The organism is Amphritea atlantica (assembly GCF_024347255.1).
GTDB classification, from domain to species: domain Bacteria; phylum Pseudomonadota; class Gammaproteobacteria; order Pseudomonadales; family Balneatricaceae; genus Amphritea; species Amphritea atlantica.
The window spans coordinates 1,733,610-1,753,265 of record NZ_AP025284.1 but is presented as its reverse complement, the minus strand read 5'-3'; the positions used below and the strand labels follow the sequence as shown (position 1 = coordinate 1,753,265).

General features: G+C 51.2%; 18 protein-coding genes. 2 read left to right on the top strand and 16 right to left on the bottom strand.

Annotated elements, in window-relative coordinates:
- Nucleotides 1-10 precede the first annotated feature (10 nt).
- Nucleotides 11-1,480, bottom strand: a complete 1,470-nt coding sequence (gene putP / locus OCU43_RS07920; protein ID WP_091353166.1) for a sodium/proline symporter PutP — start codon at nt 1,478-1,480, stop codon at nt 11-13.
- Between the two features lie 431 nt (nt 1,481-1,911).
- Nucleotides 1,912-6,705 (bottom strand): NAD-glutamate dehydrogenase, encoded by a 4,794-nt coding sequence (locus tag OCU43_RS07915; RefSeq protein ID WP_091353164.1) that lies wholly within the window; start codon nt 6,703-6,705, stop codon nt 1,912-1,914.
- Between the two features lie 297 nt (nt 6,706-7,002).
- Between OCU43_RS07915 and OCU43_RS07910 the strand changes: the two genes are divergently transcribed.
- Together OCU43_RS07910 and OCU43_RS07905 are read left to right on the top strand one after the other, a co-directional pair.
- Nucleotides 7,003-7,464, top strand: coding sequence for an Lrp/AsnC family transcriptional regulator (locus OCU43_RS07910; RefSeq protein WP_091353915.1), 462 nt, complete (start codon nt 7,003-7,005; stop codon nt 7,462-7,464).
- Between the two features lie 19 nt (nt 7,465-7,483).
- Nucleotides 7,484-8,353, top strand: coding sequence for a DMT family transporter (locus OCU43_RS07905; protein ID WP_091353162.1), 870 nt, complete (start codon nt 7,484-7,486; stop codon nt 8,351-8,353).
- Between the two features lie 18 nt (nt 8,354-8,371).
- Here the strand turns inward: OCU43_RS07905 and OCU43_RS07900 are convergent, their stop codons facing one another.
- The 14 genes from OCU43_RS07900 to OCU43_RS07835 form a co-directional block, all read right to left on the bottom strand.
- Nucleotides 8,372-10,513, bottom strand: a complete 2,142-nt coding sequence (locus OCU43_RS07900; RefSeq protein WP_091353160.1) for a hypothetical protein — start codon at nt 10,511-10,513, stop codon at nt 8,372-8,374.
- 84 nt (nt 10,514-10,597) lie between these two features.
- Nucleotides 10,598-10,951 carry a hypothetical protein gene (locus tag OCU43_RS07895; protein ID WP_091353157.1) on the bottom strand — a complete coding sequence of 118 codons (354 nt, stop codon included), beginning with the start codon at nt 10,949-10,951 and terminating at the stop codon, nt 10,598-10,600.
- Nucleotides 10,952-10,969: 18 nt separating this feature from the next.
- Nucleotides 10,970-11,545 (bottom strand): PASTA domain-containing protein, encoded by a 576-nt coding sequence (locus tag OCU43_RS07890; protein ID WP_091353155.1) that lies wholly within the window; start codon nt 11,543-11,545, stop codon nt 10,970-10,972.
- Between the two features lie 17 nt (nt 11,546-11,562).
- Nucleotides 11,563-12,846 (bottom strand): PASTA domain-containing protein, encoded by a 1,284-nt coding sequence (locus OCU43_RS07885; RefSeq protein ID WP_091353153.1) that lies wholly within the window; start codon nt 12,844-12,846, stop codon nt 11,563-11,565.
- A gap of 6 nt (nt 12,847-12,852) precedes the next feature.
- On the bottom strand, nt 12,853-13,518 hold the full coding sequence (locus OCU43_RS07880; protein WP_091353150.1) for a hypothetical protein: 666 nt from the start codon (nt 13,516-13,518) through the stop codon (nt 12,853-12,855).
- A 21-nt stretch (nt 13,519-13,539) separates the two neighbouring features.
- Entirely contained in the window at nt 13,540-14,454 is a 915-nt protein-coding gene (locus OCU43_RS07875; protein ID WP_091353146.1) for a coiled-coil domain-containing protein, read from the bottom strand.
- A 78-nt stretch (nt 14,455-14,532) separates the two neighbouring features.
- Nucleotides 14,533-15,096 carry a hypothetical protein gene (locus OCU43_RS07870; RefSeq protein WP_091353143.1) on the bottom strand — a complete coding sequence of 188 codons (564 nt, stop codon included), beginning with the start codon at nt 15,094-15,096 and terminating at the stop codon, nt 14,533-14,535.
- 25 nt (nt 15,097-15,121) lie between these two features.
- Nucleotides 15,122-15,682 carry a hypothetical protein gene (locus OCU43_RS07865; protein WP_091353141.1) on the bottom strand — a complete coding sequence of 187 codons (561 nt, stop codon included), beginning with the start codon at nt 15,680-15,682 and terminating at the stop codon, nt 15,122-15,124.
- 38 nt (nt 15,683-15,720) lie between these two features.
- Entirely contained in the window at nt 15,721-16,209 is a 489-nt protein-coding gene (locus OCU43_RS07860; RefSeq protein WP_091353138.1) for a hypothetical protein, read from the bottom strand.
- Nucleotides 16,210-16,223: 14 nt separating this feature from the next.
- Nucleotides 16,224-16,889 carry a hypothetical protein gene (locus tag OCU43_RS07855; RefSeq protein WP_091353135.1) on the bottom strand — a complete coding sequence of 222 codons (666 nt, stop codon included), beginning with the start codon at nt 16,887-16,889 and terminating at the stop codon, nt 16,224-16,226.
- Between the two features lie 18 nt (nt 16,890-16,907).
- Nucleotides 16,908-17,432 (bottom strand): hypothetical protein, encoded by a 525-nt coding sequence (locus OCU43_RS07850; RefSeq protein ID WP_091353130.1) that lies wholly within the window; start codon nt 17,430-17,432, stop codon nt 16,908-16,910.
- Nucleotides 17,425-18,555: a hypothetical protein gene (locus OCU43_RS07845; protein ID WP_091353129.1), complete on the bottom strand. Its 1,131-nt coding sequence runs from the start codon at nt 18,553-18,555 to the stop codon at nt 17,425-17,427. Before OCU43_RS07845 ends, OCU43_RS07850 begins: the two co-directional genes overlap by 8 nt.
- A 281-nt stretch (nt 18,556-18,836) precedes the next feature.
- Nucleotides 18,837-19,073, bottom strand: a complete 237-nt coding sequence (locus tag OCU43_RS07840) for a hypothetical protein (protein ID WP_091353126.1) — start codon at nt 19,071-19,073, stop codon at nt 18,837-18,839.
- A gap of 105 nt (nt 19,074-19,178) precedes the next feature.
- On the bottom strand, nt 19,179-19,640 hold the full coding sequence (locus OCU43_RS07835; protein ID WP_091353123.1) for a flavodoxin family protein: 462 nt from the start codon (nt 19,638-19,640) through the stop codon (nt 19,179-19,181).
- Nucleotides 19,641-19,656: the final 16 nt, after the last annotated feature.

Sequence of the window (19,656 nt, the reverse complement as noted above, 5' to 3'; positions counted from 1 at the left end):
CAGAATAAGTCTAGTCTTTTATTTCCGCTACGACACTTTCAAAACGCTCAGTCACGGATCGGGCCGGAGCCGCTGTCGCCAGAGTTGCAACAACAATAGCGATGAACGCGAATACAACGCCAGGAATAATCTCATACAGATCAAACCATCCGCCAGTCAGCTGCTTCCATACCACAACTGTGACACCACCGACAATAATCCCCGCCAACGCTCCTGCCGTGTTCATACGTTTCCAGTACAGCGACATAATCAGGGCCGGGCCAAAAGCAGCCCCAAAACCAGCCCAGGCGTAAGACACCAGACTCAGCACCTTGGAATCTTTATCCAGCGCAAAGAAAGTCGCAATAACCGCTATCGCAATCACCGCAAAACGACCAACCATGACCAGTTTTTCCTGGGAAGCTTCCTGATTGAACAGGGCTTTATAAAAGTCCTCAGCCAGTGCAGAGGAGGACACCAGCAGCTGAGAGTCTGCAGTACTCATAACGGCCGCCAGAATTGCCGCCAACAGAATCCCGGCAATCAGCGGATGGAACAGCGCATCAACCATAACCATAAAGACGGTCTCATTATCCCCCAGACCATCAGGCAGATAACCGATGGCTGCCAGCCCGATCAGGCAAGCCCCAGCCATGGAAAAAGCTGACCAGATAACCGCAATGCGACGGGCGGAGGGAACAGCGTCTTTGCTGGAAATCCCCTTAAATCGCGCCAGAATGTGAGGCTGACCAAAATAACCCAGTCCCCAGCCCAGCAGCGACAACGTACCGATAAGCGTGATAGAGCTGCCATCCGCCTCGGTAAACATATTCAACAATTCAGGATTTTTGGCGTTGACGGCCGCCAGCGTCTGGCTCATCCCCCCCAGCTCACCAATGGCAAACAGAGGTACCAGCAACAGGGCGCCAACCATCAGCAGGCCCTGCACCACATCGGTCCAGCAAACCGCCAGATAACCGCCAAACAGCGTATAGGAGATAACAGCAACAGCGCCCAGCAATACCGCCAGGGTATAATCGAATCCGAATACTGTTTCAAACAGCTTGCCACCTGCAACCAGGCCTGAGCTGGTGTAAAACAGGAAAAAAACCAATACAAAGAAGGCCGATACGACACGAAGACTGCGGCTGCTGTCATTAAAACGCTTTTCGAAAAATGCTGGCAACGTCAGCGAATCTTCAGCCTGCGCGGAATAGACCCTCAGTCGCTGCGCAACGATCAGCCAGTTCAGCCATGTCCCCACCAGCAGACCACCCGCCAGCCAGAACGATCCATAACCTGCAGACATTGCATAACCTGGCAACCCCATCAGTAGCCAGCCACTCATATCGGATGCACCGGCACTCAGCGCACTGGGAAATGCTCCGAGATTCCGCCCCCCCAGTACATAATCAGAAAGATCCTTGGTGCGACGATAAGCAACAACCCCTATCGCCAACATCAGAACCAGATAGATAATAAAGGTCAGTGTTATTATCATGCATAAGCCTCATCGATTTTAGAATCTGCTAACCACATCTGCGCTGGCAAACTACATAGCCGTACAGTGCACAGGTTGCAGATTCAATTATTGTTATAACCGGTATCGCCACCGGCATTTTGTATGTTTCAGACAGGCTCAGAAAGCCTGCTTCCCCCCATCTGCCACCTCAGTGAGCAAACGCTGAAACACAGAGTCTGTGCTGCGATACTATGTAGTACCCAAATGCAGACAGTGAAGCGACATAGCTTACAGAACAAAAAGCAGCCTTTTTTCCTATTTAAACAAAAATAAAAGAACATCCTTTTATTTAAGTGAGATTTTGTAGGTTTTTATTCAAACAGAGTACCGCATCACAGACACCTGCTTTTCAGACATAAAAAAAGCGGAGCCGACAGATGCCGACCCCGCTTTTTACAATGATGGTTGCGTTAACGAAGTTCGAGCAGCACACTCAGCGCCACTGCGAAAATCGAGCAGTCAATCAGTTTGGTATTCTGAATATCCTTGAGCGTGTAATGCCAACGCTCCAGATGCACCGCCCGCTCCTGCTGCCAGCGCTCCAGCCGCTGTTTGACACTACTTCCCGGCTCCCCTGTCTGCAGAACTTTCAGTGTCAGTGCCCGATGCTGGTTATCCAGTTCAATCCGATAACTGTTTTTGGCCAGTGCCTGCCAGTGGTTAACCGCAACAAACTGACGGATCTGCTTATCCAGCCAGATCAGATTGAGGCTGGTCCCCACACCAAAATAGGTGCTCGCTACCTGCTCAACATCCTCATTGGTTTCGCGGGCAACATCGATCACATCCAGCAACCAGTAAATATTTTCACTGGCGGCACAGAAGGCTGCCAACTGACCCGGAGTTCCCGCTCCGGTATAACTCTCATATTTTTCCTTCAGACGATCGGCTGGAATCACTTTATGGATCTGTTTATCAGAAACCACTACCTGGTCAATGGCTGGTTTATAAACCTCCAGACAGCCCTGCATACTGAGACTGTCACGATGATGTCTCAGCAACCACTGCGTACCCCGGCCAAGCAGCTGAATCAGGTCCCGCATCATGGCAACCTGCAGATCCGCTGGTATCTGATTGTCCAGTGCTTCAATCTGCTGCCACTGATGCTCAATATTAAAGATCTCACGGGCTGCCATATATGCCGCTGCGATCTGAGCATAGCTGACACCGATCGCCGTACTGAGGTTATTTACAAAGGTGATTCCCATCCGGTTAATCAGATCATTGGCGATCTGAGTGGCGGTAATCTCCCGATGCAGACGGTGGTTATGCATTGCCTCAGGAAACTCCTTCAGCAAACGCGCCGGAAACGCCGTCTCCATCTCTCTGGAAAAGCCTTCATCCTCGGTAATCCAGGAATTAATCAGCGCCTGCTTCAACTCAATCCGCGCATAACAGATCAATACTGACAACTCGGGCCGGGTTAACCCCTGCCCCTGCTCGCGGCGCTGTATAAGCTGTTTCTCCGTGGGTAAAAACTCCAGCTCCGGATTCAGTTTACCCTCCCGTTCCAGGCTTTTAATCAGGCGGATATAATCATCGAGGGACTCCCGGGAAAAAGCCTCAGCGATATTCAGTGCCTGCGCCTGTCGGTAGTTGTTTTTCAGCACCAGCTCTGCGACATCATCGGTCATATCACGTAACAGCTGATTACGCTGTTTCATCGTCATATCACCCTGGCTGACCAGTTCATTCAGCAAAATCTTGATATTCACTTCGTGGTCGGAACAGTCCACACCGCCGGCATTATCGATAAAGTCGGTGTTAGACGAACCGCCATTGAGAGCAAATTCGATCCGTCCTAACTGGGTGAACCCCAGATTGCCTCCCTCGCCCAACACTTTGCATCTCAGCTCACAACCATTGACCCGCACGCTGTCATTAGCTTTATCGCCAACATCGGCATGGCTTTCCTGAGTCGCTTTAACGTAGGTTCCGATACCGCCGTTCCACAACATATCAACGGGGGCTTTCAACAAGGCGTTGATCAGATCATTCGGGGCCAGGCGATCAGCGGAGATCGCAAAGCGCTTTTTCATCTGGGGTGAAATATCGATCCATTTAGCCGACCGGGCAAACACCCCTCCACCTTTACTGATCAGCTTGCTGTTATAATCTGCCCAACTGGATCGTGGCAGTTCAAACATCCGTTTCCGTTCAACAAATGCGCTGGCAACATCAGGATCGGGATCGATAAAGATATGCATGTGGTTAAACGCCGCTACCAGACTGATCGTTTCAGAGAGCAACATACCATTACCAAACACATCACCCGCCATATCACCAATACCAATCACAGTAAACGGCTCAGACTGAGTGTTGACCCCCTTCTCCCGGAAGTGAAGTTTAACCGACTCCCAGGCCCCCCGGGCAGTAATCCCCATTCCCTTATGGTCGTACCCCTGACTGCCGCCGGACGCAAACGCATCACCCAGCCAGAAACCATACTCTTCGGAAATCGAGTTAGCGATATCGGAGAAGGTTGCGGTGCCCTTATCTGCGGCAACCACCAGATAGGGGTCATCCTCATCATGGCGCACCACCGATTCAGGGTGAACCACTTCACCGGCAATCAGGTTATCGGTGATATCCAGCAATCCGCGAATATAGGTTTTATAACACTCGATACCCTCGGCCTGAATCACTTCCCGATCAGCGGTATCCGGCATCCGCTTACAGATAAAGCAGCCCTTGGCGCCCATCGGTACGATGACCGAGTTTTTCACCTGCTGAGCTTTCACCAGCCCCAGCACCTCGGTGCGATAATCCTCCATCCGGTCGGACCAGCGCAGACCACCCCGGGCAACTTTACCCACCCGCAGGTGTACCCCTTCAATGCGGGGTGAATAGATAAATACTTCGAACTTCGGTTTCGGTTGCGGAATATCCGGAATCGACTGAGAATCAATTTTGAAAGAGAAGTATGATTTATCTTCTCCTGCTTTCTGCTGGTAAAAGTTGGTTCTCAGGGTCGCTTTAATGACCACCATAAAGCGACGCAGGATCTTATCATCATCAAGGCTGCTAACCCCGTCCAGCGCGCTGAGGATATTCTGCTCGATTTTCTCTTCCTGACCAGGATTCTGTTGGCCAGGTTGAAAACGGCAGCGGAACAGCTCTACCAACTGCCGGCTAATGTCAACATTACGCACCAGAACATCCGCCAGAAACGGCTGAGAGAAGCCGAAACGCAGTTGTTTAATATAGCGACCATAGGCTCGCAGCATGGCGACTTCACGCCAGTTGAGGTTGCCGCAAATAACCAGACGGTTAAACTCATCACTGTCAGCCTGCCCATCCCAGACTCTGGCAAAGGCTTCCTGCAGAATCACTTTCACCTTATCCAGCTCAACCACGGCCTGCGGTCCGTAACTAACCCGGAAATCGCTGATCCAGAACTGTTTACCATCCCGGTCAGTCACCACATAAGGGTGTTCACTCAGCACTTTAAGCCCCAGGTTTTCCAACAGCGGGATCACTTCGGACAACACCAGAGGACGATCAACACTGAACAGCTTAAACTTCAGAATCCCCTCTGCTTCTTCAAATGAGCGGTAAAAACTCATGGCAATCGCATCCGGCGACTGCAGATAAGAGATATGCTGGAGATCATACACTCCGTTACCCGTGGAGAAGTTCTCTTTATAAGCAGAGCTGAAACCACCACTGAAACGGTTGACAAAGCGGCTGCCCTTCTCTTCGCCGTAGGTTTCAATCAGGTTGAGATTCAGATCATCATCCCAGGAACGTGAAATCTCCAGAATCCTGGCTTCAATGGCTCTCAGATCAACTTCAACCTGCTGATCGGGATCCGCATAGATAACGAAATGGGTGCGGGACAAAACCGATTCAGAGATCTGAGAGTTGGCTTCATAATCCCGCCCATGCAACCCTTTATACAGCAGGTTTAATACCGAGTTTCGCAGTTTGGTGGTATACAGGTCGCGGGGGATATAGTAGAGGCAGGAATAAAAACGCTTACTGGTATCCTGGCGGACAAACAGGCAGGCCCGACGACGCTCCTGCATATTAAAGATACCAAAGCTGGTCTGCTTCAGATCGCTGGTTTGTGCCAGAATCAGCTCTTCCCGGGGCATATCGGTCAGGATCTGCACCAGTGCTTTATGGCTGTGACCACCCGGTTCAAAACCACACTCAGAAAGAATACTGATCAGTTTCAGCCGCACTACAGGAATCCGCAACGGATTGGTCAGGAAGACCGAAGAGGTATACAGGCCGTAGAAACGACACTCTCCGCACACCCGCCCCTGCTCATCAAACCGCTTAATTATGACCAGATCCCGGTACACCGGCCGGTGCACCGTGGAGCGCACCACATCTTTACTGAACATTGCCACCTTCTCAGCCAGCACAAACTGCTGTTCCAGATGACTCAGCTCTTTACATACCGTCGTGTTGCGCTGGGTACCCAGTTGCGAACCTTTAACCGTATCAGCAAAAACCTTTCCCTCTTCCTGGCGAATAGCAACCTCTTCATAGCCCTGGAAGATAAAGTTCTCATCCATTAACCAGTCCAGCAGTTTACGGATCTCTTTAATCTCAGGGTTGTTTGCATCACGCAGCCGCAACTCCTCTTTAATTTCCTGCCCTTTCTCTTTGATGGGCAGAAAATCATCGACCACGGCTTTCACATCAGCCAGCACTCTTAACAGACCATCACGTATCTCATCCAGAGTTGCCTGATCGGAGTGACGTTCAATCTCCAGATAGATCAGCGATTCAACCTGAGTATTTTCATCACGTTCACGGGCCGATTTAAGATTTTTAAGCTTGTGGGTGCGGGTTCGTTCGCATGCCAGGACACAGTTATTAATGCTCAGTATCGCCAGCTCACGACGATTGAGTTCCATTCTGACGGAATCCACCAGAAACGGCACATCCACATTGTGAACCTGTATCACCGTATGGTTTGAGTGCCAGCCGTGCTGTTCGTAGTCGGGGTTGAAAACTCTGACATCGGGGTCTGGTGCTTTGTAATCCTGCAGCAGTTGCCAGTATGACAACGCTGTAGCGCAGAGATATTCAAGTGAACGGCTCTGCAACTCTTCCGGCGCAGCGACACTAAAAAACTTTTGTGTGAACAGTTGCATCGATGCTTGCATACTCTTGCTCGCCTGAGCAGAGAGCTTTTCGCTGATCAGATCGATAATCTGAGATTTGGTCAGTCCCAATAAATCATGCATTTTGTATAGACTCCAGATAGCACTCGCGACGCCCGGCAGGTACCGGATTGTTATTATTCTCTGTATCGGCTGATACAACGCCCAAGAAACAGAGGTGTTGGCGCTGATACCCCATTTTTCTTATTCCTGTATGAGTAATAGGATAGGCATAAAAAACGGGACGTATTAGTTAATATCAAAGTATAGGAAAAGAATAGAAGTCTTTTTCACTGTATTTTTATTTTTTTTAGCCGTATCCTTCTCATAACGATCAAATAAACAAACGAACAACCAGAACTGTGAAATCGTATGGATAATTTGGATAAACTGGACAAGCTGGATATGGCGATTCTGCGTGAGCTGCAGAAACATGCCCGTATCACAGTCACAGAACTGGCTTCTCGGGTCGGTCTGTCGAAAACACCCTGCCAGATCCGTATGAAGCGTCTGGAAGAACAGGGTTATATCCTCGGTTACATCGCTCTGGTCGACCAGAAAAAACTCGGGACAAAGCATGTCGCCTTTGTTCAGGTAACGCTGAGTGATACCAAAACCAAAGCCTTGCACGCATTCAACGCTGCCGTTCGTGAAATTCCTGAGATCGAACAATGCCATATGATCGCCGCTAATTTTGATTACCTGCTTAAAGTCCGCACCACAGGAATGGAGTCCTATCGCGAAGTGCTCGGGGAAAAAATCTCCTCTCTGCCCTATGTCACTCAAACCAGCACCTTTGTCGTGATGGAAGATGTCAAAGACATCGAATCGAAGCTGCTTTGATCTGTTCTGAGACAACACGTTGAGCCGCACCTCACTTATTCTGGCACTCTCTGTGGTGCTGATGTGGTCCACTGTGGCCACCGCATTTAAGCTGACATTGTCTATCATCAGCCCGTTGCAGATGCTCTGGATCGCTGTAACCACGACCTTTGTTATTCTCTCGGTAGCCACCATTGCGCAGCGTAAACTTCCCCTGGCACGCCAGTATCTGCAAGAGTCACCCGGTTACTTTCTGCTGTTAGCACTGCTCAATCCAACCCTTTATTATCTGATTCTGTTCGCCGCATACGATAGGCTACCAGCGCAACAGGCCCAGGCACTGAACTATACCTGGGCGGTGGTGCTGAGCATTCTCGCAGTACCGTTTCTGGGACAAAAATTCACCCTGAAAAACGTGATCAGCATTCTGCTGGCTTACGGCGGAGTGCTGGTTATCGCGACCCGGGGAGATCTGCTGGCACTGGAGTTCAGAAACCCCCTGGGGGTCGCTCTGGGGCTGGGCAGTTCAGTTTTTTTTGCCAGTTACTGGATTCTGAATACCCGCAAGCCCAGAGACGCCGTCGTCTCACTACTACTATGTTTTGGCCTGAGCCTGCCCATTCTGAGTGTCCTTCTGCTACTGCAGGGTGAAATGACGTTGATCCCCTGGCAGGCGGTCGCTGGCGGCATCTATATCGGCACCTTTGAAATGGGGTTTGCCTTTCTGCTGTGGATGCAGGCGATGCGAATGACCGATAACACAGCCCAGCTAAGCAATCTGGTCTATCTGTCGCCACCTCTGTCTCTGATATTGCTCGCTACAATTGCCAACGAACCGATCATGATCTCAACCGTTATCGGCTTGATACTCATCATCGGTGGGGTGCTGTTTCAGCAACTGAAACGCTAAGGCTAAACCAGCTCCCAGCTACGCAATCAGTGAGTCGATCAAATCGACGGTCTGCTCCCGTTTTTCTGAATCTGTGATCTGATCAAGACCAAACAGATAGTTCAGTGCCGTTCTGGCACTACTGCGCAGGTCATTAATGGTGACACTGTGATGGTATCGTCTGACATCCTCATAATAGCGATTCAGGCGCGAATCACCACGTAGCTGCCGGGAGAACAGGTCGGCGTCAGCCATATGCTCAACCAGCCCCTCAACCAACGCTTCACCATTGGAATCCGAGGTGAACAGCCCGATAATGGCTCCGACCAGGCCCACGATCAGGGCCGCTACAAATAGCACCGCGGCCAATGGGGGCACTTCTATTGTTCCTGCAGACATCCACAACATAAATCCAGCCAGACTCAGAACACCACTGGCCAAGCCAAAGCCTGCCACCGTCATACCGGCATAATCCCGGGTGCGATACTCTTCGGCCATCAGCGCAGTGCTGGAGGCGATCGCTGCCAGAGATCCAATAATGCCCAACACCCGGCTTGTCCCGGCGGTTCCGAGTACGCCCTGACGAACAAACTTAAACCGCTGTAGCGCCTGGATCAGCGAGTTAGCAAAGTTGGAAAACTGAGCCACCGTGTCTCCCCATAAGCGAATTCGGGTAATCATACTGTCAGTCGTGGTAGTCGCGGCACTGACGAAAGCATTGAGAAAGAGGATGCCGGTAATCATCGACATGAAAACGCCCCAGCCTGGGCTGCTCATTACCTCGGAGTTGACTACCCCCCGACTCCACTCTTTCACCTGTAAGACCTCTTCAGGATCGGATGAGCTCAGGCGACGGATAAATTCACCCTTATTCGAACCCACCATGCCAATTAACTCAGCGGTGACCTCGACTGTAAGGTCACGCAAAATACGCCCGGCACTGGGAGCGAGTGAAGCCATCTGTATTATTTTTGGCATTGATGCTTCCATCACCACCATCAGTAACGACGGTGGTCCCGGCAGGTTACCGGCAATGGTTGGCACAATACTCAGCTTTCCGGCAACGGTAGCCAGACAGGATGGATTGACAAAACTGCGCCACTCATTACTGACAATCATCTCCAGGGCCGGCTGCAAACGTTCAGTTATCAATGTTTCAGCATGATTGCTGGTCATGAGAACCCGGTAACAGGCACCCAGCTTGCTATAGACACCATGCATAAAACTGCTGGTAATCATTGAATCACTATCGCAAGCCTGGGCCAGTAGTTCATTCAAACGACTGTCACCTTCCAGCATTGAATACAGACTATCGGTATCCCGTCTGATCGCCTGCTGCAGTGAGCGGGCTCTCTGAGTGGGCTCGCGTCCAAATGTGCTGTCGGCATGACCTTTCAGCGTATTGAGTTTACTCTGCAGCGTATCGATCTTCGCCTGCTCAGATGAGGAGTAAGCTGAGTCGGGGTTAACCTCAGCCAGATCGATAAACTCCATTAACAGCTCAAGCGCTCCCAACTCCTGTCTGTATGGCTGCAGAATCCTCCCCAGCGCCTGTTGATTTGCAGCGACCCGCTCCGCTTTAGCCATAGCGTCATCCATCTCAGCAGACAGTAACGCGCTGAGTTGCTGAATATCTGCGGAAACCAGAGCGGTACGATTCAGGGCGATCTCCTGCTCCAGGGCTTCACTTCTTGGCAAAATCAGGCGGTAATTCCTGCCAGAGGGTAATCGCCAGCGATGATAAACAGGCACACCTGAGCCGCCCTGCCTGATCTCTCGCAAAGCGGCAACCTGATCCTCGACCGTGGTCGCATCTCCCCCCACATAACGCCGGTAGAGAAACGCTCTGACATGACCATTAGGCCCCGCATGCCAGTCCAGAATACGGTTAAAAAGGGTCGCGCGTTCAAGATGCAGCACCTGCGCCAGTTCGCCGATAGTGGTCGGACCATTCGCCTGACGATAGGCATCCAGCTCGACCCGAACCAATGGATAATCGAAATTGGCGATTCGATAGAGAAATACACCTGCGGTCCGGGTTCGCTCATTGCGTTCCACATTGCGGACATCATCAATCTGCTGGTTATAAATCTCAGAATAGTTCACCGCATCACTGATACAGGCAAACTCCTGACTGACATCAGCGCCCGGAGTACTGGCTTCGCACACATCATTGCACATCGGTTTACTCCTTAACGTTTAACTAACACCGGGACCTCAGGCTGGCAAAGCGGGATTTACCAGCTCGTGTTTCGGTTGGGGTTATTAATCGGGCTCTTCATCTCCATCTGTCGCAGGATCCGGTTCTGTATCGAACTGACTATCCCCTGGAGGCATCGGAACTGCGTTGGGGTCAGGCCATGCCGACTGCTGATCCAGATTCCGTTGTAGCTGTTGGGAGTTTTGTCCCGGCATATCATGCAGCATTCTCATGGTTGAGATCAGACTGCTGAAGCCCTGTTGATTCTGCCGACTGTTATTGATCAGGCTCATTGAGCTGACCCGGCCTAAACCTCCGGCTATCGGATTTTGCAGATCAAACATCTCCCCAGCCGGCGCATTTTGTTGCTGTGAAATGCGTCTTAACAGCGATTCGATCCGCTGACCTCCATTACTCATTCCAGACTCCTCAGGCGCTTATACGCCTACCAAGATGTGTTTGCCTGCATCGATAAATGACCCAGCCACAGGCGTCGTCGAGGCAACAATATCGCTGTCTTTTGCGTTTGCCCTGGAAACCTTGTACTCGATACCGATCTTCTCCAGCAGCGCTTTAGCTTCTCCCAGAGGAATGCCTGACAGCAGCGGAACAACCTGCATGTTATCAATCTCCAGCGGCGCAGGAACTGGTCTGAATGTCAGTTTCAGCGTGCTGGCGCCCTCTATTTTGAAGTCATACTGATTCTGATATGAAGCATCAACCGAGGTACCTCTGATCTCAGTTTTAACTTTCCGGTCGCTGCCTGTTGTCTGCTGTATCGTCAGTGCCATGCTGATCTCGGCTTCAGCCTCCGGTATCACATACCAGGTGGGCCGGTAGCCGATACGGCGCATCTCTTTCAGCAGCTCATCATCCAGACTGTAGATCTGTTTCAGATTCTCAATGGTTTTTGCATCGATCGCATATTGCGCCTGAGCAACACCAATCCCCATCTCGGCAATCATGTCGCCCAACGGGGCAGCCAGTACGGTTGAAAACGGGTTATCTGCCATAATTGTCTCCTTGATAATCAGATACCGACACCAATGATCAGAATGATCTGAGTATCAGGTTGCAATGGGGTATTTGCTTTCGGATGCTGACGAATGATCTGCCCGGCGGAAAAAGGATCTTTTTCAGATAACTGCTGTTCATACCAGAACAGCTGATCCTGTAATCCATCCAGTTTTCGCTCGGCAAGCTGGCGGGTATAGCCCGTAACATCAGGCATTGTAAGATCGGTAGCGGCGGGAGTTTCGGTATCCCCGGTATCGGTCAGATCAATATCGAAGCTGACGTTGCCAAAGCAGTTTGAGGGGATACGGGCAAGGTCATCCGCACTTTCAAACAACATCAGATCGGTGTGGTTAGCTGACGCCACAACTTTCAGATCGACGCTGGCTTTGCTGATGCGATAGCCTCCCTGTTTAACCAGTTTGTCACTGGCACGAGAGATCGCCTGGGATGTAGAAAAGATCAGATCTTCACTTTTAACGGTTGTTGATTTGATCGGGACTGTAGCCCCACCCCGGCTAATCCGCTCTTCCAGCTCCGCTATGCGGTTGTCTTTCAACTTAAGCTGGCCCTTAAGATCGGTCACCAACCCCTTCTGTATGTTGAGCATCTCAACTGTGGGCCGTTTATTGAGCTCAACCTCCAGCTGCTTACGCTGTTGCTCTTTCAGTTCCAGCTGACGGCTGATCTCACTCAGTTGTCCGCTCCCCCTCTCCAGCTGGGTAATCCGCTCGTCCCTCGCCTTAAGTTGCGCGGTTAAATCCCTGACCTGAGTTTTCTCGGCATTCAGCATCTGCACAGTGGGACGGCTCTGCAGCTCTGTCTCCAGTGACTTGCGCGCCTTTTCTTTGCTCTTCAACTGCTCCGTCAGATTTTTCGTCTCATTGGTCAGTTTTAGATTCTGAGTTTCTAATAACCTGAGCTTATTAGTATCAGCAGCGACCGCTGTGGCACCTGCAGTAACTGCCGGAATAGCATGTAAAGTGGTTGTCGCCAGCGTCAGCACAGGCTCACTGCTCAGTTTTACCGTGCCGAAATCAATGGTCGCCTGGCTGTAGGATTTTGGGGTATTACTGGCATTCACCCACTTATTATTCAGTTTAACCTTCAGCAGAACGCGGGGTAAAAAATCACTGATACGGGTATTAGTCGACATAGTCAGTGCACCGTTTGCACTGCTACGCCCCGATGCAATGAGCTTTGTCCCGCCATTCAGGGTATAGAAAAACAGCTGTGCATCGGTACTGCCCAACGCTTTATTATCGCTGTTCCGTAATGCGGCTTTGATTTTGATTGCCATAGGTCATCATCCCTGCTCAAAGCGGTACAAAAGTGTCTGAGTCTGCCCGAAAAGATCGGCTATCAGGGCGATAATCTGCCCTTCTGACTCCTGATTGGAGATCATCAGCTCCGTTGAAGCTTTGCCCTCCTGATTCAACGCCAGAGAGGCCTGTTCAAGTCGGGTGGCGGGTTTTAACGGGGTCTTATTGAGCTTTTCCGACAGCTCGCGATCAATATTTAGCTCCACAACAGCCCCCTGCACCGAGTGACCCGGGGCCGCCTGAACAACAATGTTAACCTGAGCTTTGCGCGCACTCTTCTTCTCAACACTGAGGCTGAGCTGAACCTGCGCCACGGTAGAATCAAGCGGAGCTGCAACAAACACCCCTTTGATAATACTGGTGGCAGAGCTACTACTGTGTTGTTGTGATGCTTTCACCGGTAAAAATTGCACCCGGGATTTTTTCTGCAGTGGCAGGCGTCCACCCGACCCGGACGATGCCGGCGCCTCTGACGCAGTCATCTGCAGTTTGAGTTCAAACTCCATACGGGGGATGTGGTAGACCATGCTTTGCTGCCCCATCGCATTCATGACCGGATATTGATTCAACCGGCTTTGAGCCTTACTCAGCCCATCCGCCAGATTGATCAGAAAATCATCCAGATTTTGCCCTTTCGCTACATCATCCATTCAAATCTCTCCAGGTCCTGATCAACTGAAAAATTGCATTCGTTCCTGTTTGGCAGCCTTTCGTCTCTCTTCCGCGCGAACCGCTTGCCGCTGCCGGGATAATTCGGCCAGGCGTTGCTCACGCTGTGTTTCAGCACGGCGGATAAGCGATTCAAGCATATCCTCCTGCTGCTGCCGCGCCTGCATCCGCGCCTCTGCCAGAGCCGCTTTCTGCATCACCTGCAAGCGGGCTCTCCGGGCCTGCCATTGCTGCTGTTCCTGCCGCTGAGCCACACTGGCCTGTTGCAGACGCTGCCTTTTAGCCATCTCCCGCACCGTCGCCTGTCTCAGTTCCTGACGCTGGTGTAACGCACGTTTCAGTATTCGTTGCTGTCGCTGATAGTTCTGATCGAGCTGCCGCTGAAGCTCTTTTAACCTGATCAGCGCCTTATGCCGTTGCGCCCTCTGCTTTTCCAACTCCAGTTGACTCAGACGCTGCTGCAACTGCAGAGTCTGAGTTTTTTTCTGCCTGAGTTTTTCATGCCGGGCGAGCTCAGCCTCTTTCAGCCCCCGTTCAAGTTGCAAACGTGATAGCTGTCGTTGATTAAGCTGCTGCCTGACACGGCTGCGATTTTCCTCCAGACGCTGCGCTTTGTGTTTATCTGCCAGCCGGGATTCAGCACTATGCTGGGGCATCACAAAGCGCTGTTCATTCCAGTCCGGCAACGGCGTGCTGCCCGTCAGTTGATCCAGCTGCTGCTCCAGCTCCCGCTGACGATTGACCAGTTGTTTCAGCTCATCCGGAACATCGTCCATCTCCAGCAGGTCAGTTAACGCACGCTGCCGGGGCTGCTCACTGCTGCCGCTATTCCGCCCGGATGAATCTAACGCTGGTTGATCATCAGCGGGGTCGGCTACAGCTTCGAGCGAGGTCCAGTCAAGATACTCGGTCGCCATCAGACTATTCCCTAAAACTTATCCCTTAATAACTAATCCCTTAACGGCTCATCCCTTAACAACTATTCCCTTAACGGCTTAGCCATCGGCAGGCGCTGGCTTGTTACGTTCTACAATCGCCCTGATCCGCTCCTCCAGTACAGCGGGTGCCGGGGTCGGTAATATCTTGGTTCTCATCAGGCTTGAGCCTTCGGCGCTATAGTTAAACTTATTGGCATACCGGGCACTGACCGATGTTGTCCTGGCCCGCGCCATCCCCATGCCTAAGAAACCACCGGCCATCGCACTGATGGTTTTAGTCGATGATTTGCGCTCAAACTCTGAACTCTGCGTGAAGCTGATCGAGACTTTTATCTCTATCAGTGATTCAGTGAACTGATAGAAGGTTGGGGTAAACCCAAGCTCAATCAGCGACATCTCCTCACCATCAAACTTCACCAGCGATTTCTTGGTAACGGTGGTTATATCGCCGGTAATCGGATCAACTTCTGGCACCTCATACTCACCGCCCATCATCTGGGCCAGTCTGAGACTGGTTTCATCCATCGCATACTGCGCTTCGGCAATCGCAAGCCCCATGCTGGTGATCATCTCGCCAAAGGGGACATCGCTCAGTTCACGTCCGATACTTGGTCTGGCCATAACTGCTCTCCTTCAGATTGCGTGATTAACCATCAGCTTCTTCGTCCGTCTCAAACAGATCTCTTACCCGCTCTTCAAAAATGGCAGGTGGTGGAATAGGCACCAGATTACAGCGCAACAGACTCGCACCCTCTGCGCTATAACTGTATTTGCTGGAGTAGGTTGCATCCACGGTGGTGGTTCTCAGCTTGGAACTACCGCCAAAAAAGCCACCGAAAGCAGGCTTACTACGGCTGGTCCCCGTGGTTTTGGTATTGCGGGTATAGGAGCTTTCACGCACAATCTTAATCGCTATTTTGACCTCGATAATATTGTTGGTGAACTGATAAAACGTTGGTGAAAATCCCAGCTCCAGCATGCTGACTTTCTGCGCTTTATCATCCTCATCGGTACCAAAATAGACCCGCGTATCTTCGGTTCCGGTAACCGTGCCGGCCTCATCCAGAATAGGCACCCGCCCGCCCATCATCTGAGCTACGCGGATACTGGCCTCATCCAGTTCATACTGAGCATCTGCAATTGCAAATGCCATCTCTCTTATCATCTCCCCCATGGGGACATTAAGTAGTTCCTGACCGATCGACATAGTTCTCTCCTTGCTAACCTGTAGCTGTTAGATCATCTTTATTCGGTATCAGTGGGCTGAGCAGCCTGCTGCCTGCTGGCAATCCAGTTCTGAAAGGCATTGGGCGGTGGAATGGACGAGATCCGGGCAGTAATTGAGCTACTGGCCTCGGACGAAAAGCTGTATTTATTGCTGAATTCGGCACTGACCGTCGCGGCAAACATGACAAAATAGTAAGCTCCACCAACGGTTGCCGAGGTGCCGAATTTGGTTTCAGTGGTGGTCGATGTTGACAGCGACACTCTGATATCGATGGTGGCCTCATTGAAATGATAAAACACCGGAGCAAATCCCAGTGATATCAGTGAAACCTTCTCACCATCGCCTATATCAACACCATGCTCTTCAGCATCGCCCAGCTGCATCGCCATCTGAATGGAGTTGTTGTCCAGCTCCCGCTGAGCTGATGCAATCGCCGTCCCTAACTGGGTCAACAGACCCGGGAGTGGAGATTTTTCCAGTGAGGCCATCACTTTGCTATTGGACATAGATCAATCCTCTGTCAGCCTGGATCTGCCGGGGTTGGATCAGTAGGATCTGCCGGATCAGCGGGGTCTGCCGGCGTCGGATCGGCAGGGTCTGCCGGCGTCGGATCGGCAGGGTCTGCAGGTGCAGGCTCAACTGGATCTGGCGTTGGTGCCGGGCCATCAGGCGCAGTGATTGATCCCCCACCCGAGGCGGCATGATTACGAATAGCATCAAGAAACGCCTGAGGGGGTGGAACCGATTTCATGGTGGTTTTTATCCGAGAAACTGCTTCCATATCAAACTCATATTTATGATGCAGATCGAACGAGATAGTGCCAGCAAAAGCGACAGGCAACCCCGCACTCTCGGTAGTGCCGAGCCCGGCTTCCACACCGAAATCGATACCAGCTTCAACCCGCACAGAGATGGTCACTTTGAACTCCATCTCCGTCTCTTTGAAATGGTAAAACTGAGGGATAAAACCCAGTTCCAGCAGACTCCGTTCCCGAGAGGTGCCATCAACATCGTTAAAACTGATCCGGGTTTCACTCAGCATGGTTGCCGCACGTACTGAGGTAGAATCCAGTTCATACTGCGCAGCGGCAATCGCCTTGGCGGTGTTTTCAATTAACTTCGGGATAGGCACATCCATCAGCGCCTGTCCCGGCGTCATCCCGGCTACCTGATTATCAAAATTCATCTCCCTGACCTCGCTGAGTTATGCTGACACGATTAATTGTTGTGACAGCTGAAACGAACCCATCTGTTTCTGCTCTCTCAACAGCTGATTTCTTGTTGCGCTGGAGTATTTCAGAATGCGTGTAAACAGTTTGTGATATCGGATTTTGTCCTGTAATGAACGGGAGTGTTGAAACGCGTCTACGGCGTCTCGGGCTTGCAGATGCTGATCCAGCTTGACCAACAGGCAGATTCTGCGAAACCTGAGCAGAGCAAGATCATTGGCTACCGCGGCAGACGCACAGTCCCGCTTCTCTTCATACTCGGCTATCGCCCGTTCGCAATACTCCAGCGCCGCCTGGTCCTCTCCCGCCAGTTCCAGACACTCAAACACCAACTCTGAAATATAGCGCTGCAGTAACAGGGGAAACTGTTGCGCCATACCGGCCTGCAACAGTTTTTGCAGCATTAGCAGAGCGGCTTCATACTTTTGTTGACGCAGGCTTTTGCCTACCTGCTCAAGAACGGCATCAAGTTTAACTTTGGGGATCTCTGAGTTACTCATGTCCACTTCTCATCAGTCTGCAATGAATACCTGACTGGGCTGCCTCGTACTGAATCCACAACCCCTGATGCAGATTGGCATCGGCCTTCACCGACCAGCCACCACCTGACTCTGTAAATGTAAGAGGGCGCCCCATAATCGCGGCGCATAATTTTTCTAACCGGGCACGCTGCTCCCCCGTGTCAAACCGCAGATCAAAGCGAAAGCCACCGACCCACTCTGCTGTCACGTCACCCCCCTGCGCCGCCAGTGAGGTCAGTACAGAGTCATAATCATTAATCCTGATGCAGCGTTTCAGCACCATGGGCAGCTGTTCAAAAAGTCGTTGATGCAGATGTTCAGGTATCCCCAGCGCCTCTGCCAGCACCCGGGAGATCTGTTGCCTTGCGGCGGCATCGAGGGGAACCGATTTGAGCAGCAGATCAAAGCGGTAATAATCCTGATTATGAATCACCAGCGGCAGATGCAGCTCATTGGCTTGCTGCCAAAGGGTTTGGGCTTTCTCCAGTGTCAGGTCAGTCAGTTGCCAGCACTGGGTCTGTTCAGCCTGATCACCTGCCCGCTGCAAACCAAACGTCCGATAGTAGTCAGCCAGGCTCTGATCCCCCCCAGGAGCATAGGCAACCACCGTATATCTGGCGGTTGCGCTACAGGACCGGATCAACTCGATACCGGGTTTACTGAAACGGGTTACCAGCTCTGCAGCAACGTTTTCCGAGAGGTTTCCAAGAATGATGGCAGGAGTTTTAGCAAGGCAACGAAGCAACTCTTCACTCCCCTGCCCGGTGAACAGCGCAAGATCGGTAATAAACGAGGTAATATGGGTAAAGTCGGTGATATAAACCGCTATTTCAAAGCGTTCCTGAGACGGGATAAGCTGTTCACTCTGGGGCACCAGCTCGCAGGGAAGATCAGCTCCCCTGAGTACCTCAACCATCGCTTCTGCTGAACGGATATCAAGCTCAGACTGTAAAACTGACGGGGCCGTCAGAATACGGCGTATACAGTCCTGTTTGCTTAACCCAAGACGTTGATGAAAACGTCCGATCGACAGAACATCTGCATTTCCTACACCCAGAACCCTTACCTGGTAGCGATCCTGCTGATAGCTTTCCTGATGCACGATAGATTCACCCTGAATAAAGTAAGGATACCGCCTGTAACCAGGGACGTTATCTAAGAGTGACGTAAAGCGTAACCATCAGACTTCTAGAGTTTCATATCTCTTGGGCAGGCCTGTATCTTTATTGTTTTATCTCTGATCCAGACAGGTAAAAAAAAGCATAGGAGATATTTCTGAGTAATCAAACAAAAGTTTGAAATTAGTTTTTTTTCGGCGGAGAAAATAAAAGTAACAAAAAAACCGCTCAGAGAGCGGCTTTCAAAAGAGAGGGGAACTGACGATCAGGCGCTGACTTTCGCTTCCATGTAGCGGGCATAATCGGCACCTACACGGCAACCATATACACCCACTTCACCTTTCCAGCGCATCCAGGTGACAAAATTACCGACAGCATCGATCACTCTGCTAACAGCAGACTGGGACTCTGCACCATACTCATCATAGTATCCCATCGCCTGAAGCTCACTGGCTATACGGCGATCATCACACTCTATTCCGGTAAACACCGATTGCTTCATGGGCGTATCTCCTGATCTGATCAACATTCAGACGTAAGTATAATACCAGCTTCCGCACTGCACAATCAGGCTGGCTATTTTCTGATCAGAAAACTGCGACACAGATCAATAAATTCCCATATCTAAACCTGCGGCCATGGTCATACCGAGCCCCTCACACTGTTGTAAAAATTCTTCCTGCCAATCCCCCTTGCACACCAAAGGGGGCTGAATCCAGTGCCAGCGCAAACCGGTACAGATGGTTTCTACGGCGCGACAGGTACCGGTACCATCATGACCTGCGCGAACATAGAGAGCACAGGGCAAGCCCTGCTTTGCCTCCAGACAGGGGTAATAGCAGCGATCAAAAAAATCTTTCAGGGCGCCACTCATATAGCCCAGATTCTCAGTCGTTCCCAGAATAATTGCATCACAGCCCAGAACATCTTCCGGTGTCGCCTTCAGCGGCTCAATCCAGCGACATTGCACTGCGTCAATATCCGGATGTCGGGCCCCTTTTAACGTGGCCTCCGCCATTAACCGGGTGTTTTCGGAAGGAGCATGGGCCACCAGCAGTAACTGTTTCATCTTTTTTCTCTGGCGG